General features: G+C 69.7%; 11 protein-coding genes. 5 read left to right on the top strand and 6 right to left on the bottom strand.

What is annotated here, in order from left to right; genetic code table 11:
- Positions 1-10 precede the first annotated feature (10 nt).
- The 5 genes from SK854_RS09900 to mmuM all read left to right on the top strand — a co-directional run bounded on the left by SK854_RS09900 (position 11) and on the right by mmuM (position 5,826).
- Positions 11-1,276 carry a lytic polysaccharide monooxygenase gene (locus tag SK854_RS09900; RefSeq protein ID WP_319974711.1) on the top strand — a complete coding sequence of 422 codons (1,266 nt, stop codon included), beginning with the start codon at positions 11-13 and terminating at the stop codon, positions 1,274-1,276.
- Complete coding sequence (locus tag SK854_RS09895) at positions 1,276-1,728, top strand: hypothetical protein (RefSeq protein ID WP_319974710.1); 453 nt, start codon at positions 1,276-1,278, stop codon at positions 1,726-1,728. The genes SK854_RS09900 and SK854_RS09895 overlap by 1 nt, the downstream gene beginning before the upstream one ends.
- A gap of 20 nt (positions 1,729-1,748) precedes the next feature.
- Complete coding sequence (locus tag SK854_RS09890) at positions 1,749-3,491, top strand: glycoside hydrolase family 6 protein (protein ID WP_319974709.1); 1,743 nt, start codon at positions 1,749-1,751, stop codon at positions 3,489-3,491.
- Positions 3,492-3,726: 235 nt separating this feature from the next.
- Positions 3,727-4,752, top strand: a complete 1,026-nt coding sequence (locus tag SK854_RS09885) for a LacI family DNA-binding transcriptional regulator (protein WP_319974708.1) — start codon at positions 3,727-3,729, stop codon at positions 4,750-4,752.
- A gap of 183 nt (positions 4,753-4,935) precedes the next feature.
- A complete protein-coding gene (mmuM, locus tag SK854_RS09880) occupies positions 4,936-5,826 on the top strand; it encodes a homocysteine S-methyltransferase (RefSeq protein WP_319974707.1) in 891 nt (296 codons plus the stop codon).
- A gap of 425 nt (positions 5,827-6,251) precedes the next feature.
- Here mmuM and SK854_RS09875 read toward each other — a convergent pair whose 3' ends face one another.
- The 6 genes from SK854_RS09875 to SK854_RS09850 form a co-directional block, all read right to left on the bottom strand.
- Positions 6,252-7,538 carry a ricin-type beta-trefoil lectin domain protein gene (locus SK854_RS09875; RefSeq protein ID WP_319974706.1) on the bottom strand — a complete coding sequence of 429 codons (1,287 nt, stop codon included), beginning with the start codon at positions 7,536-7,538 and terminating at the stop codon, positions 6,252-6,254.
- 29 nt (positions 7,539-7,567) lie between these two features.
- Positions 7,568-8,863 (bottom strand): cellulose binding domain-containing protein, encoded by a 1,296-nt coding sequence (locus tag SK854_RS09870; RefSeq protein WP_319974705.1) that lies wholly within the window; start codon positions 8,861-8,863, stop codon positions 7,568-7,570.
- 45 nt (positions 8,864-8,908) lie between these two features.
- Positions 8,909-11,743 carry a glycosyl hydrolase family 95 catalytic domain-containing protein gene (locus tag SK854_RS09865; protein WP_319974704.1) on the bottom strand — a complete coding sequence of 945 codons (2,835 nt, stop codon included), beginning with the start codon at positions 11,741-11,743 and terminating at the stop codon, positions 8,909-8,911.
- A 25-nt stretch (positions 11,744-11,768) separates the two neighbouring features.
- Positions 11,769-13,118, bottom strand: a complete 1,350-nt coding sequence (locus SK854_RS09860) for an extracellular catalytic domain type 1 short-chain-length polyhydroxyalkanoate depolymerase (RefSeq protein ID WP_319974703.1) — start codon at positions 13,116-13,118, stop codon at positions 11,769-11,771.
- Entirely contained in the window at positions 13,115-14,488 is a 1,374-nt protein-coding gene (locus tag SK854_RS09855) for a glycoside hydrolase family 43 protein (protein ID WP_319974702.1), read from the bottom strand. Before SK854_RS09855 ends, SK854_RS09860 begins: the two co-directional genes overlap by 4 nt.
- A 77-nt stretch (positions 14,489-14,565) precedes the next feature.
- Positions 14,566-15,936: an endo-1,4-beta-xylanase gene (locus tag SK854_RS09850; RefSeq protein WP_319974701.1), complete on the bottom strand. Its 1,371-nt coding sequence runs from the start codon at positions 15,934-15,936 to the stop codon at positions 14,566-14,568.
- Positions 15,937-15,993 lie beyond the last annotated feature (57 nt).

The raw sequence follows: 15,993 nt of genomic DNA, 5'->3' as shown, positions 1-15,993 counted from the left end.
GAGTCCCGAGATGAGGAAACGCATAGCGTTGCTGGCAGTCGCAGCCGCGGTCGGCGCCTTGTTGGTGCAGACCGGTGGCACGGCTGTCGCGCACGGGTCGATGGTCTGGCCCGGCAGCCGCACCTATCTCTGCTACGAGGACGGCCGCGCCGGCAGTGGCGGCGGAGACATCCAGCCCACCAACCCGGCGTGCGTCGCCGCGGTGGCCCAGGGCGGGAAGCAACCGTTGTGGGACTGGTTCGGCAACCTGATCAGCAACGCCGCCGGACGCCACCGGGAGATCATTCCCGACGGCAACCTCTGCGGCCCCACCACGAAGTACTCCGCCTACAACCTGACGCGCGCCGACTGGCCCACGACTCAGGTGCAGGCGAACAGCTCGGTCACCTTCCGGTACAACGCGTGGGCGCCGCACCCCGGCACGTGGGAGCAGTACGTCACCAAGGACGGCTTCGACGTGACGAAGCCGCTCAAGTGGTCCGACCTGGAGTCGGCACCGTTCGACAAGGTGACGAACCCGCCGCTGGCGAACGGCGAGTACGCCTGGCAGGCCCGGCTGCCCAACAAGTCCGGCCGGCACATCATCTACTCGCTCTGGCAGCGCTCGGACAGCCCGGAGGCGTTCTACAGCTGTTCGGACGTCGTGTTCGGTGGCGGCACCGGCACGCCGGACACCACCGCGCCGTCTGCGCCCGGCACCCCTGTCGCGTCCAGCGTCACCAGCAGCACGGTGAAACTGGACTGGAGCGCGTCGACGGACAACATCGGCGTGACGGGTTACCGCGTCTACAACGGAAGCCAGGTGGTCGCGACCTCCGCGACGAACTCGGTGACCGTCACGGGTCTGACCGCGGACACCCAGTACTCGCTGACGGTGGTCGCGACGGACTCGGCGGGCAACACCTCCTCGGCGTCGTCGGCCGTCGCGGTCAGAACATCGAGTGGTGGCAGCACCGGTTCCTGTTCGGTGGCGTACTCGCGGCCGAGCACGTGGAACGGCGGATTCACCGCGAACGTGACGGTGTCGAACAGCGGCACCAGCGCGATCAGCGCGTGGCAGCTCGTGTGGGACTTCCCTTCCGGACAACAGCTCTCGCAGGCCTGGTCGTCGACGGTCACCGTCGCGAGCGGGCAGGCGACCGCGAAGGGCGTGTCGTACAACGCGGACATCCCGGCCGGAGGTTCGGTCACGTTCGGGTTCAACGCCACGACGACGTCCACACCTGCTGATCCGACGTCCTTCACGCTCAACGGATCCGCGTGCGCCATCCGGTGATGAGGGCCCTGGTCGCCCTCCTGGTGGTGGGTTCGGTCGCGTTCGCCCTCCTCGTAGGACGCGCCGAACCCACCCCAGATCTCAGCAGGGGCGTCGACGGCATCGCGGCATGGCTGAACGACCTGACCGACGAGTGCGCGACCGTCAAGCGGGACAACGACTTCACCGACTTCGCAGGTCCGGTGCGGTCGAAGGTCTACGCGCCGTTCATCGCGGAGTGGGGGACCTGCGCCAAGCCGCCTTACGAGCGGCTCGGGCTGCTGGTCCTCAAGCCGGGCCTGGAACAGGCCTGGCGGACGGCGCTCGCGAACGGCGAGGTCCGGGGCGACCCGGACCTCGCCTTCGGGGACGGGTTCGCGCTCACCGGCTCGATCGGCATGGAGTACCTCGGCCTCAAAAGACTTGAGTGCACGCCCACGGCGTGTTCGCTCATGGAGATCAAACACCATTGAAAGACAGGAGATCCGGAGCAATGAAGCTCAACGGACAGAGGCGGTGGGCCGCGGCGGGAGTCGTGGTCGCCACCACCGCGGCGACGATCGCGGTGGCGCTGGCAGCGCCTCCCGCGGGCGCCGCACCCGGCTGCCGTGTGGACTACACGGCGAACAACTGGGGCGGCGGAGGGTTCGGCGCCTCGGTGAAGATCACCAATCTCGGCGACGCGGTGACGGGCGGCTGGACGCTGAAGTTCGCGTTGCCCGGCAGCCAGCGCGTGGCGCAGGGCTGGAGTGCGAACTGGACGCAGTCGGGCGCCGACGTGACGGCGGCGAGCATGTCGTGGAACGGTAGCCTGGGCACCAACGCGTCCATCGACATCGGTTTCAACGGTTCCGGTGCCGCCAGCGGTGACGTGAACCCGACGACGTTCACCTTGAACGGCACGGTCTGCACCGGTGCGCCGACGACCACCACCACGACGACCACCACGACCACCACGACGACGAGCGGCAACCCGAACCCGGGTAACCGCGTCGACAACGCGTACGTGGGCGCGAAGCAGTACATCAACCCTGACTGGGCGGCCAAGGCGAACGCGGAACCGGGCGGCAGCCGGGTCGCGAACCAGCCGACGGCGGTGTGGCTGGACCGCATCGCGGCGATCGCCGGGACGGCCGACTCCCGCGGCCTGGTCGGACACCTGGACGAGGCGGTGCGCCAGGCGGCGGGCTCACCACTCGTCATCCAGCTGGTGATCTACAACCTGCCCGGTCGCGACTGCTCGGCGCTCGCCTCCAACGGTGAGCTCAAGGCGACGGAGATCGACCGCTACAAGTCGGAGTACATCGACCCGATCGCGGCGATCCTCGCCAGGCCCGCGTACGCCGGCCTGCGGATCGTCACGACGGTGGAGATCGACTCCCTCCCGAACCTGGTCACCAACGTGACGCCGCGCCCGACCGCTGTGGCGGCGTGCGACGTGATGAAGGCGAACGGCAACTACGTCACCGGTGTCGGCTACGCGCTCGCGAAGCTGGGTGCGGTGCCGAACGTCTACAACTACCTCGACATCGGCCACCACGGCTGGATCGGCTGGGACGACAACTTCGGCGCCACCGCCGAGCTGCTGTTCCAGGCGGCGAACGCCTCCGGCAGCACGAAGGCGAACGTGCAGGGCTTCATCGCCAACACCGCGAACTACGGCGCGTTGAAGGAGCCCTACTTCAAGATCGAGGACTCGGTGAACGGCACGTCGGTGCGCCAGTCGAAGTGGGTGGACTGGAACCGCTACGTCGACGAGCTGTCCTACGCGCAGGCGTTCCGGCAGCGGGCCGTGCAGGCGGGCTTCGACGCCAACGTCGGCATGCTGATCGACACCAGCCGCAACGGCTGGGGCGGCAGCGCCCGGCCGACGGGCCCCGGCCCGACGACCGGCGTCGACGCCTACGTCAACGGCGGCAAGATCGACCGCCGCATCCACCTCGGCAACTGGTGCAACCAGTCGGGTGCGGGCCTCGGTGAGCGTCCGAAGGCGGCACCGGAGTCGGGTATCGACGCGTACGTGTGGGTGAAGCCTCCTGGCGAGTCCGACGGCGCGAGCGAGGAGATCCCGAACAACGAGGGCAAGGGCTTCGACCGGATGTGCGACCCGACCTACACCGGGAACGTGCGCAACGGCAACAACATGTCGGGATCGCTGGGGAACGCCCCGCTTTCCGGCAAGTGGTTCTCCGCCCAGTTCCAGGAGCTCATGCGCAACGCCTACCCGGCGCTGTGAGCAACTGGATGTGAACGTGCCCATGCGGCCGGCCCTGTCGTTCGGGGCCGCGCCGTGTGGGCGCGCTCTTCCTACCTGGCCTCGGTTTCTGTCGGGCAAGTTTCCAGACAGTGCGGAATTCGTCTGGACCACCCGAATTGCGCAATGTTAACGCACACATAACCCTTGATGTCATCAGAAGGTGCTCCCTATGGTGTCGACACGCTCACTGAGCGCAAGCGCGAAAGGAGGCTGTGTGGTCACCATCGCCGACGTCGCAAGGCACGCCGGGGTAGCCCCGAGCACGGTCTCCTACGTCCTCACGGGCAAGCGGTCGATCTCCGCGGACACGAAGTCGAGAGTCCGCGAGAGCATCAGGGCGTTGGGCTACCAGCCGCACGCCTCGGACCGCACGATGTCGGCGGGCCGGACGAACGTGATCGGGCTGGTGCTCCCGCTGCGGGCGGGCACCCACCTGCCCGCGGTGATGCGCTTCGTCACCGCCGCGGTGACGACCGCCCGCCGTTACGACATGGACCTGCTGCTCATGACCGCGGACGACGGCGCGGCAGGCCTGCGCCGAGCCGCGAACAGCGCCCAGGTCGACGGGTTCCTCGTGATGGACGTGGAGATGGACGACGACCGCGTGCCGCTGCTGCGGCAGCTGTCCAAACCGTCCGTCCTCATCGGACACCCGGCGGCCGCGCGCGGACTCACCTGCGTGGACCTGGACTTCGAGGCCGCGGGCGCGAAGTGCGTCGACCACCTCGCCGACCTGGGTCACCGGTCCATCGGCTTCCTCGGCGCGCCGAGTGCCGTCTACCGGCGCAGCACCGGTTTCGCCCACCGCACCATGAACGGGTTCAGCGCGGCCGCGATGCGCAGGGGAGTCGCCGCGACGGCGCTGGCCGTCGAGGGCGACCACGACTCGGTGCTCAGGGCGACCAAGGCCCTGATCCGCGCACACCCGTCCATGACAGCGCTCGTCGTGCACAACGAGGCGGCGCTCGGCTGGATCACCACCTGCCTGCGTGCGGCCGGCCGGCAGGTCCCCGGCGACGTGGCGGTGGTCGCGATCTGCCCGGACGAGCTGGCCGAGCAGACCTCACCGCTGCTCACCTCGGTGCGCCTGCCCGCGGAGGAGCTCGGCAGGCACGCCGTCGACCTGCTCGTCGCCAAGCTGGAGGGCAAGCAGCCACCGCCGCTGATGTTGTTGCCGCCCAGGCTCTCCCGCCGGGCGAGCACGCCGGACCACGCCGCACACCGCGGCGCGACAGGCTGACCGGCCCGCCGTCGGCGGGCCGGGGCAATGCGGGCGGTCACTGGGACGGCCTCCGCGCGTGCGGAAATGCGGCGCGCACACGCGGAGGCCCCCGAAGATCGTCCCGGAGGGGTGCGCGACACCACGGCGGAGCGGCCGTCGCGCACCCCTCCCCTTGCGTTCGGCGGCCGTAGACTCGCCGGGGTGGAACTGGCAGAGGCTTTGGCGCGCGGGGCGGTCGTGCTCGACGGCGGGATGTCGACGGCCCTGGAACTCGCCGGGCACGACCTGTCCGACGAGCTCTGGTCGGCCCGGTTGCTGCTCACCGACCCGGACGCCGTGCGCGCCGCGCACCTCGCCTACTACCGGGCGGGCGCCGAGGTGGCCATCACCGCGAGCTACCAGGCGAGTTTCTCGGGTTTCGCCGACCGCGGCATCAGCGAGGCGGAGACGGCACGGCTGCTGCGGTCCAGCGTGGAGCTCGCCCGCTCCGCCGCGTCCGAAGTGGACGGAACGCGCTGGGTCGCGGCGTCGGTGGGCCCGTACGGCGCGGTGCTGGCGGACGGCTCGGAGTACCGCGGCCGCTACGGCCTGAGCCGGCAGGAGCTGATCGGCTTCCACGCGCCTCGCATCTCGACGCTCTGCGAGGCGAGCCCGGACGTGCTCGCGATCGAGACGATTCCCGACGTCGAGGAGGCCGAGGCCGTGCTGGAGGTGGTGCGCGGCGGCGGGGTGCCGGTCTGGCTCTCCTACACCGTGCGCGGCGACCGGACCTGCGCGGGCCAGCCGCTCGAAGAGGCGTTCGCGGTCGCGGCCGGTGTGGACGAGGTCATCGCCGTCGGCGTGAACTGCTGCGCACCGCAGGACGTGGCGAACGCGGTCGCCGTGGCGCGCCGGGTGAGCGGGCTGCCGGTCGTGGTGTACCCGAACAGCGGTGAGCAGTGGGACGCGGCGGCGCGGTCGTGGTCGGGGGACGGGGCCGGCTTCGCCGCGTTGGCCGAGGGGTGGGTCGACGGTGGTGCCCGGTTGGTCGGCGGCTGCTGCCGGACCGGGCCGGACGCGATCGCGGTGCTGGCGGAGGGTTTGCGGCGCTGAGGAGAGCGGTCTCGTTCGGTCGAACGGGGTCGAGCGGGTCTCGTTCACGATGGTCACGGATGAGTGGCCTGGGGGCGGCACCGCTGAAACGACCGGGCGGTGGGTCGGGGCCAGACGTGGCCGCGCCGGAGGAGGGCTTGCCGCGGCAAGACGAGAGGGTCTCCGACCGACCGTTCGCGGTGGTGATGAACGAGGGATCTGGCGCAGGCGCTCACGGTGAGAGGGCTTTCGCCGGCTCCAGGTCGGCGAAAGCCCTCCGTTCGGCCGAACGACGTCCCGCGGCCTCGTCAACGACGGCCACGGGCGAGGGACCCGGCGGCGGCACCGCCGAACGACCAGACACGCCCGTATGAGGTCGTCTCGGCGGCACCGCCTCCGGGCCGCTCGCCCGTGAGTCACGTCGAACGAGGCCCGCGGGACGCGGCCTACACCTGCGACCAGCGCTGGTTCGCGCCTGCGTGGCACGTCCACACGATCGCGGTCGTGCCGTTGGCGGTGCCGGCGCCGTTGACGTCGAGGCACAGCCCGGTCTGGGCGTTGCCTATCGTGCCGTTGGCGTTGACGTTCCACTGCTGGTTCGCGCCGCCCTGGCAGTCCCAGAGTCGCACTGCGGTGCCCGCGGTGGCGTTCGCGGGGGCGTCCAGGCACTTGCCCAGGACCTGCAGGGTCTGGCCGGTGCGGGTGAACTGCTGGTTGGCGTTGGTGTGGCAGTCCCACACGACCATCGGGGCGCCGTTGGCCGAACTGGCGCCGCTGACGTCCAGGCAGCGACCGGAGGCCTCGCCGCGCAGCCGGAACGTGGTCGGGGCGGGAGTGGTGTCGCCGGTGAAGAACTTCCAAACCTCGGTCTTCACCCAGCTGCGGGCTCCGCTCTCACAACCGGCGCAGCCGTCCACCGGTCCCTGCTGGTGACCTCCGTCGAACGGTGCCCACACCACCGGATACCCGGCCCGGCAGCCCGCGTAGGTGGTGGTGATGTGCGTGCGGCTGCCTGCCGACGGTTCCGGTGCGTTCTGAGGCTGGCAGCCGTTGTTGCGGACCCACCTGTCCCGCTGGCCGCGGCCGGAGCCGATGTTGTCGCCGTTGCCGTGGATCCCCATGAACGCGACGGGCGCGGTGCCGCCCGCGCATCCGCTGATCTCGCCGGGGCTCGCGATGGCCGCGATCGCGCGGAAGACGGTCGGCCGCGAGCACGCGAGCGAGATGCTCATCGCGCCGCCGTAGCTGAAGCCGAGAGCGAAGCGCTGCGTCGTGTCGACGCAGAGGTCGTTCTCGATCCGGCTGCGCATGTCGTCGACGAACGTGACGTCCTCGCCGCCGGAGTTGGCCCAGCCGTTGCCGATGCCCTGCGGTGCCACGAAGATCGCGCTGTTGTTCGCCAGCCGCCGGAGTCCGTAGTGGGCGTAGACGTCGCCGTCGCTGCCGCCGGAGGCGACGTCGTTCATCGTGCCGCCCCACCAGTGGAAGCCGAAGACCAGGCGGTACTGCCGGGTGTTGTCGTAGTTGTCCGGGACGCTCAGGACGAACGACCGGCTCTTGCCCCCGCTCTGGATGGTCTGCGTGCCGCTGCGCAGGGTCGGGGCCTTGCCGCAGCCCGGGGTCGCGGCGAGAGGTGTCTGCGGGCCGGCGGCAGCGGTGCCGGTGCTGACGCCGGAGAGGACGAGTGCGGCGACGGCCACCGCGGTGAGCCACCACTTCTTGTGCTGGTGCATGGGTTTGTTCGCGCTCCCTGTAGTGACGGTCAGGCGACTGAGCACGTGTTGCCGTTGAGGCTGTACGAGGCCGGCGCCGAGTTGTTGCCGGTGTGCGTGGCCTGGAAGCCGACGGTGATCGACGCGTTCGGCGCGATGTCGCCGTTGTACTGGACGTTCTTCGCGGTCACCTGCCCGGAGGCGGGGGAGTAGGTGGCGCTCCAGCCGGACGTGATCGTCTGCCCGCCGGGCAGGGTGAAGACCAGCGACCATCCGCTGATCGGTGAGGAACCGGTGTTGGTGATGGTGATGTTCGACGTCAGGCCGTTGTTCCAGGCGCTGATCACGTTGCCGACGCGGCAGGCCGCGCCGCCGGGAGGCGAGGTGGTCGTGGTGGTCGTGGTCGTCGTGGTGGTGCTCGTCGGGCCGCCGCCGCCCGCGAACTGGGTGAGGAACTTCCACGCCTCACCGGACGTCCAGGTCCGCCAGCCGTCGCCGCCCGAGTCGATCGGGCCGGGCGTGTGTCCGCCGTCGAACGCGGCCCACACCACGGGATACCCCGCCCGGCAGCCGCTGTAGTTCGTGACGATGTGCCGGCGGCTGCCCGCCGCGGGCTCGGGAGCGTTCTGCGGGGTGCAGCCGTTGTTGCGCACGAACGTGTCGCGCAGGCCGCGGCCCAGTCCGATGCCGAGCACGTTGTCGCTCACACCGTGGATGCCCATGTACCCGATGGGCTGGTTGCCGCCGTCGCAACCACTGAGCTGCGCGCCCGAGTAGGCGACCACGGCGCGGAAGACGTTGGCGCGGGCGCAGGCCACCGCGTACGACATGCCGCCGCCGTAGCTGAAGCCACCGGCGAACCGCTGGGTCGTGTCGATGCACAGCCCGTTGTCGAGGAGTTTGACCAGGTCGTCGACGAACCTCAGATCCTGACCGCCGGGGTTGGCCCAGCCGTTGCCGTTGCCCTGCGGTGCCACGAAGATCGTGCCGTTGTTCTCGGCGTCGGCGAGCCGTCGCAACCCGTAGTAGGACCAGTTGTAGCCGTCGGTGCCACCGGAGTCGACGTCGTTCGCGGTGCCGCCCCGCCAGTGGAAGCCGACGAACAGCCGGTACTGGCGGTTGCTGTCGTAGTTGGTCGGCAGCCGCAGGATGTACGAGCGGTTCTGGCCACCGCTGTTGATCGTGTGCTGGCCGCTCGTCAGTGCCGGCGGCTTGCCGCACCCCGCCGTCGCCGCCGCCGTGCCGGTCTCCCCGGCGGCCTGGCCGCCCAGCGCGATCCCCGCCGCGCCCAGGAAGGCCACGGCGCTCGCGACGGCCGCCGCGAGCACGGCCCTATGCCGCGACATGGCAGAACCCCTTGTGCAGGTGGAACATCGTCGTCCCTTCGCTCATCAGGCTTGCTGGAGTTGGAACCGCTGGTTGGTGGAGCCGGTCGGACTCCACTGGGACAGCCGGGCGCCGTCGGCGGCCGACGCCTCCCAGACGTCCACGGCGAGCCCGCTCTGCCGGTTGACCAGGCTGATCACGCCGCCACCGTGGTCGACGACCTGCCACTGCTGGCTCGTCGCACCGGTGTCGGGCTGCTGGGTGATGTCCGCGCCGCTGCTGGAGCTCGCGACCTGCAGCACCAGCCCGCTGTGCCGGGCCCGGACGCGGTAGTAGCCGCTGCCGGAGTCCAGGAAGTCGAACTGCTGGTTCAGCCCGCTGGTCGCGGACCACTGCTGCAGCAACGCTCCTGCCGCGGTGGACCCACCGCTGACGTCGGCGTACTTCCCGCTGTGCCGTGCGACGAGCCGGTAGTGGACGCCAGGCCGCACACCTGGACCCGAAGCCTGACCCGTCACGCGATAGGTGTGTCCACGTTGGACGGAGAACGTGACGACGTCCGCTTCCGGCTTGGTGTGCTCGACCACGGCACCGTTCGTCGTGTCGCGCAGCTCGAACGTGCCGGCGAAGACCCGGTTGCGGATCCTCACCGTGCCGTCGCGGTCCGGCTTCACGGACAGGGTGGTGGCACCGTCGGCCCCCCAGGTCGCGCCGACGGTGTGCCCACCACGCCCGCGCAGCCCCGCGAAACTGCCGGCGGACCAGGCCGGTGGCAGCGCGGGCAGCACGTGCAGTTCGCCGTTGTGGCTGTGCAGCAGCATTTCCGCGACGCCGGAGGTGGCGCCGAAGTTGCCGTCGATCTGGAACGGCGGGTGCAGGTCGAACATGTTGGGCGCGAGGCGGTCGGTCGTCACCAGGGACCGGAGGAGGTCGTGCGCCCTGGCACCCTCCTCCAGCCGCGCCCAGAAATTGATCTTCCAGGCGAGCGACCACCCGGTGCCCGCGTCACCCCGCAGTTCCAGGGTGCGCAGGGCCGCGGCGTGCAGCTGGGGAGTGCCGCGCTTGGTGATCTGGTTGCTCGGGTGCAGGCCGTACAGGTGCGAGACGTGCCGGTGGTTGCGCTCGGTCTCGGTCCAGTCGTACAACCACTCCATCACGTTGCCCCGCGACCCGACCCTCGTCGGCGCCAGCCGCTGCCGCGCGGTGCGCACCCGGGTGCGGAAGTCGGCGTCGACGCCGAGCACCTCGGAGGCGCTCGCACAGCCGTCGAACAGGTCGCGCAGGATCTGCACGTCCATCGTCGGCCCGGCGCAGACGCTGGCGTTCGTGTGGTGGTTGAGCTCCGGCGAGTTCGACGGGTTGGTGACGAGGTAGCCCAGGCTCGGTTCGGTGACGAGCGTGTCCAGGAAGAACTGCGCGCAGCCCTTCAGCGCCGGGTAGTACGTGCGCAGGAAGTCGAGGTCGCCGGTGAACAGGTAGTGGTCCCAGACCAGCGTCGAGAGCCACGCCCCGCCGGTCTGCCACATGCCCGCGGCGGCGAAGTCGACGACCGAGGAACCGCGCCAGGCGTCGGTGTTGTGGTGGGTGACCCAGCCGCGCGCGTTGTACTGCAACTGCGCGGTGCGCGCCCCGGTGACGGTCAGGTCGTTGATCATGCGGAACACCGGCTGGAGGCACTCGCCGAGGTTGGTGGTGTCCGCCGGCCAGTAGTTCATCGGCAGGTTCGCGTTGATGGTGTACTTCGAGTCCCACGAAGGCGCCATCTGGTCGTTCCAGATGCCCTGCAGGTTCGCCGGTTGCGTGCCGGGGCGCGACGACGAGATCAGCAGGTAGCGGCCGTACTGGAAGAGCAGCGCCGCGAACTGCGGGTCGCTCGTGCTCGCGTGCCGGGAGATCCGGACGTCGGTCGGCTGGTCGGCCGCCGCCGTCCGCCCGAGGTCGAGTGACACGCGCCCGAACAACGCCTGGTAGTCCGCGACGTGCCGGGCTCGCAGGGTGTCGAAGCCGATGCCCTGCACCGCGTTCAGGCGAGCGCGGGCGATGCCCTGGTAGTCCCCGTTGACCGTGCGGAAGTCGACGTAGCCGCTGCCGATGGAGATCAGCACCGTCACCGCGTTCGCGCCGGTGACGCGCAACGTCCCGCCGGAGCTGCTGACGGTGCCGCCGTCGGCGACCGCCCTGGCGAGCGCGAGGAACCGGACGGTGCCCGCGATGCCGCGTTGCGTGCCGGAGATCCCGTCCAGCCCGATCGTCGTGCCGTCCACTGTGGACGTGGTCGTGCGCTGCGGTGAGCCGAACGACGCGGTGAACGAGATCGAGCCGGGCGTCTGGGCCGTCAGGCGCATCACGATCACCTGGTCCGGCGCGCTGGCGAACACCTCGCGCTGGTGGCGCACGTTGTTCGCCGTGTAGGTCACCACCGTCGTCGCCGTGGTGAGGTCGAGCGACCGCTGGTAGGACGACGCGGTCGCGGAGGGGAACGTCAGGCGCAGGTCGCCGACCGGCTGGTAGGCCAGCTGCCCGGCGGGACTGCCGAGCATGGTCTGGTCGATCAGCGACTGCGCCTGCGTCCACTGGCCGGCGAACACGAGCCGCCGGATCTCGGCGAGAGCCCCGGCGCCACGCGGGTTGGTGTAGTCGTGCGGCCCGCCCGCCCAGACCGTGTCCTCGTTGAGCTGAAGGCGTTCGGTGTCGGTGTTGCCGAACACCATCGCGCCGAGCCGCCCGTTGCCGATCGGAAGTGCGCGCAACCAGTCACTCCCGGCTGGTCCGCCGTACCAGAGCGAGAGGTCGCCGGGTGCGCGCACGTCCGCGGAGGCGGGGCTCGCGATCCACCCCGCCTGCGTCAGCGCGACTCCCGCGCTGAGCTTCATGAGCTGCCGGCGGTTCAGTTCGGACATGCCGGTCCTCCAGTGGTGTGCGCGGTCAGGCCACGGCGCAACGCACGCCGTTGAGCGTGAAGCCGTCCGCGGGTGCGCTGTTGCCCGTGTGCGTGGCCTGGAAGCCGATCGACACCTGCGCTGAGGGCTGGATCTGCGCGTTGTAGTCCACGTTCCTGGCCGTCACCTGGCCGGTGGCGGGGGAGTAGGTGGCGCTCCAGCCGCCCGTGACGGTCTGTCCGCCGGGCAGCGTGAACTGCAGCGTCCAGCCGTTCACCGGTGCCGAGGACGTGTTGGTGATGGTGATCGTCTCGGTCAGGCCGGTGTTCCAGGCGTTGACCACGACCTTGACCGAGCAGCCCTGGGACGGCGGCGGTGTCGTGGTGGTCGTCGTCGTGGTTGTCGTGGTCGTTGTGGTGGTTGTCGTCGTCGGTGGGCGGTCCAGGCCGAGGAAGGTGATGGCCTGCGCGACCATTCCCGCGGTCGGCACGTCGTGGCCGGTGCCCTGGGCGCTGATCCCCTCGACGACGGCCGGCGTGCCGGTGCCGTAACGGGTGCGGGTCCAGTTCGACTGGGGCTGGTCGGTGAACGTCGGCGTCCTGCTCACCCCGTGCAGGTTCGTCCACTGGTCGAGCGCCTCACCGAAGTTCGGGTACGCCAGCGTCGTGTCGGCGGTGCCGTGCCACAGCTGCATCCGCGGGTAGCGGCCGGTGTAGCCGGGGTACATCGCCCTCGCCTGGTCACCCCACTGCTGCGGGGTCTTCAGCAGGTTCCCGCCAGAGCACTGGCTGTTCCACATCGACCCGTCCGTCGTCGCGAAGCAGCCCGCCGGAACACCGGCGAAGGCCGCGCCGGCGCTGAACACGTCCGGGTACTCGGCGGCCAGCACGTTGGTCATCATCGCGCCGGACGAGATGCCGGAGACGACGATGCGCTCCGGGTCCACGTTGTAGCGCTGCCGCGCGTACGACACCATCGACATGATTCCGGTGGAGTCGCTGCCTCCGTTGCGCCGCAACGCGTTCTGGGTCGACACGTCGAAGCAGCGCCCGTCCCGCGTCGCCTCCGGGTAGATGATCACGTACCCGTTTCGGTCCGCGGCGGTCACGTAGTCGCGCCCGCCGCCGTTGTGCACCGCGCTCGCGGTACCCGTGCAGTAGTGCACCATCACGAGCAGCGCGGGGCGTTCCGCGAGCCGGTCCGGCGCGTAGACGTACATGTTCAGGCCGGTCGGGTTCGTGCCGAAGTTCGTGACCCGCACCAGGGACGCGGCCTGGGCCGGCTGGGGCACCAGTGAGAGCGCGACCGCCGCGATCAGCACCAGCACGGCCGCGATGATGCCGACGAGACTGAGCCCGTCGAGGCCTGTCCGGCCGCTGGGATTCACGTTGCTCATGACGAGCTCCCCCCGGTGAACTGCCACCAGTTCATGTTGAGCAGATAACCGCCGCCACCGCTGAACCTCAGGTAGAGATCACGTGTGCCGGTCAGCCCGTTCACCGGGCAGGAGACCGTGGTCCACGTCTGCCAGCCGCCGGTGTTGGGCACGGAGCAGGTGCCCGCGAGAGCGCCGGTCGGGCTACCGCTGCGCACCTCGACGGAGCTTCCCGCGACGGTCGACGAGACGCGGGCGGTGAACGTCGAGGCGCCGTTGCCGAACGCGACGTTCTTCACCTTGATGTTGTCACCGTTGTTGATGAAGCCGACGTTCATGCCGCCTTCGCTGGAGGCCTCGGTCTCGATGCCGTTGCCCCACGCGATGGTCTCGGCTTCCTGGCGCGCATAGGGGTTGAGCGTGTCCGCCGCCGGTGGTCCTGCCGTCGTCATGGTGAGGGACGGGATGGTGCCGTCGGCGTTGTAGGTGAACTTCTCGACGGCGACGGAGCGGGTGAAGCCGCCACCGCCGGGCAGGGCGCCGTTGTGGTAGAAGAAGTACGAGCCGCCCTTGAAGTCGATGATGCCGGGGTGGTTGGTGAAACTGCTGCCCTGCGTGGACATCACCGTGCCGCGGTAGGTCCACGGCCCCGTCGGTCCTGGGGAGGTGGAGTAGGCGATGAACTCCGAGCAGCACTTGGCCGCGTAGACGTTGTAGTACAGGCCGTTGCGCTTGTAGACCCAGGGACCCTCCTCGTAGAGGGTGGGCCGGTTGGGGTCACCGGTGCGAGTGCCGAAGCCCGCCGTGGTGAGCGCGATCCTGTTGATGCCGCCGGAGTAGGAGATCATGTCCGTGTTGAGGCGGACGTAGGAGAGGTTGGGGTTGCCCCAGTACAGGTACGCCTGACCGCCGTCGTCGATCATGACGGTGGGGTCGATCTCGCCGTTCTCCACCAGGGGACGGCCGAGGGCGTCGCGGAACGGGCCGGTGGGGCTGTCGGCGACGGCGACCCCGATGGCCGGGCGTCCGGTGGCCTTCGTGACCACGGGGACGTACCAGTAGAACTTGCCGTTGCGTTCCACGGCCTGGCCCGCCCACGCGTCCTGCTTCGCCCAGCTGAACGAGGCGAGGTTCAGGGGAGAGCCGTGGTCGGTCCAGTTCACCATGTCGGCCGAGGACCAGACCCGCCACTCCTTCATGGTGAACCAGGTCGAGCCGTCCTCGTCGTGCCCGGTGTAGAGATAGACCCGTCCGTTGTGGACCAACGGCGCGGGGTCGGCGGTGTAGATGTGCTGCACGATCGGGTTGTCCGCTCTTACCGGCGAGACCACCGTCAGGATCGTGCCCACCACCAGGGCGATGCTCGTCCAAAGCCTTCTTCTCGTGACCATTGTCGTCTCCCGGGGCAGGGCCGCTCCGGCGGACGATCGATCGTCCGCCGGAGCTTGCCGTTCGTGTGGTGCGGGAGTCAGCTCGCGGCGCAGGACGGGTTCAGCCCTGATCCGCTGCCGTTGCCCTGGAAGCCGAACTCGGTGGACTGGCCGGCAGGCACGTTGGCGTTGTAGTCCACGTTGGACCAGTTGACGGTTCCGCTGGTGCCACTTCCGTTGGCACTCCACGAACTGGTGACCGTGCCGTTCGACAGCGTGGTGGTGACCCTCCAGCCGCGCAGGGCGCTGGAGCCGGCCGTCACCTTGATCGTCGCGACGAAACCACCGTTCCACTGGTTCAGCGACACCGACGCCGTGCAGCCGCCGGTACCCGGATCGTTGCTCGTGGTGGTCGTGGTCGTCGTCGTGGTGGACGTCGTCGGGCCGGGACCACCCGCGTTGAGCGCGTTGAGGACCGAGGTGTAGGCGGCCTTCTTGTTGCCGTTGCCGTCGAACAACAACGGGGTGCCGGAGGCGCGCCACGAGTCGGTGTCGCGGATGCCCCACACGGTGATGCCGGTGCACCGCGTCACGGCGAGGCATGCCCGCGTCACGCGGTCGTAGTTCGACGCCTGGGAACTACCGGAGCCCTCGATGTCCAGTTCGGTGATCTGCACGTCCACGCCGAGGTTGGCGAAGTTCTGCAGGGTGGTCTGGTAGTTGGAGGGAACCGGGCTCTGCGAGTTGAAGTGGGACTGGAAGCCGACGCAGTCGATCGGCACGCCGCGGGACTTGAAGTCCTGCACCATCCGGTACACGCCCTGGGTCTTGGCGTGCGACCAGTCGTCGGTGTTGTAGTCGTTGTAGCAGAGCTTCGCGCCCGGGTCGGCCGCCCGTGCCGCGCGGAAGGCGGCCTCGATCCAGTCGTTGCCGGTGCGCTGGAGGTTGGAGTCGCGACGTCCGCCGCTGCTGCCGTCGGCGAAGGCCTCGTTGACGACGTCCCAGGCGTAGATCTTGCCGCGGTAGTAGGTCGCGACCTGCGTGACGTGGTTCAGCATCGCGTTGCGCAGCGCCGTGCCGGACATGTTCTGCATCCAGCCGGGCTGCTGCGAGTGCCACGCCAGTGCGTGCCCGCGGACCCGCTTTCCCTGGTTGCGGGCCTGGTTCAGGATCCGGTCGCCGTTGCCGTAGCTGAACTGGTTCTGGTTCGGCTCGGTCGCGTCCATCTTCATCTCGTTCTCGGCCGTGACCATGTCGAACTCGCGGTTCAGGATCCCGGTGTAGGTCGAGTCACCGAGTCTGCCCGCGGCGACTGCGGTGCCGAAGTAACGACCGCTCTGCTGGGCGGCCGCGCCGAGGGTGGTCGCCGCGTTCGCGACGGGAGGTGCGATCAGGGTGGCGCCGATTACCACTGTCGCGGCCGTGGCAATGATCGGGATCAGAGCCGCTGACTTCGATGTCAGTCTCATCATTCACGCTTTCGCAGGAACACCCGTTGCGGGGTGTGACGGGCAGGGGCAGCTCGC

The sequence above is a fragment of the Lentzea sokolovensis genome (assembly GCF_033949975.1).
GTDB lineage: Bacteria > Actinomycetota > Actinomycetes > Mycobacteriales > Pseudonocardiaceae > Lentzea > Lentzea sokolovensis.
Note: the sequence above shows the minus strand (reverse complement) of the source record. Positions and strands in the feature narration are given on the sequence as shown.

What these genes read in the sequence shown, in the direction of transcription:
- SK854_RS09900 (WP_319974711.1), top strand. Translation starts at nt 11, where the DNA reads ATGAGGAAACGCATAGCGTTGCTGGCAGTCGCAGCCGCGGTCGGCGCC.
- SK854_RS09895 (WP_319974710.1), top strand. Translation starts at nt 1,276, where the DNA reads ATGAGGGCCCTGGTCGCCCTCCTGGTGGTGGGTTCGGTCGCGTTCGCC.
- SK854_RS09890 (WP_319974709.1), top strand. Translation starts at nt 1,749, where the DNA reads ATGAAGCTCAACGGACAGAGGCGGTGGGCCGCGGCGGGAGTCGTGGTC.
- SK854_RS09875 (WP_319974706.1), bottom strand. Translation starts at nt 7,538, where the DNA reads ATGCACCAGCACAAGAAGTGGTGGCTCACCGCGGTGGCCGTCGCCGCA.
- SK854_RS09870 (WP_319974705.1), bottom strand. Translation starts at nt 8,863, where the DNA reads ATGTCGCGGCATAGGGCCGTGCTCGCGGCGGCCGTCGCGAGCGCCGTG.
- SK854_RS09865 (WP_319974704.1), bottom strand. Translation starts at nt 11,743, where the DNA reads ATGTCCGAACTGAACCGCCGGCAGCTCATGAAGCTCAGCGCGGGAGTC.
- SK854_RS09860 (WP_319974703.1), bottom strand. Translation starts at nt 13,118, where the DNA reads ATGAGCAACGTGAATCCCAGCGGCCGGACAGGCCTCGACGGGCTCAGT.
- SK854_RS09855 (WP_319974702.1), bottom strand. Translation starts at nt 14,488, where the DNA reads ATGGTCACGAGAAGAAGGCTTTGGACGAGCATCGCCCTGGTGGTGGGC.
- SK854_RS09850 (WP_319974701.1), bottom strand. Translation starts at nt 15,936, where the DNA reads ATGAGACTGACATCGAAGTCAGCGGCTCTGATCCCGATCATTGCCACG.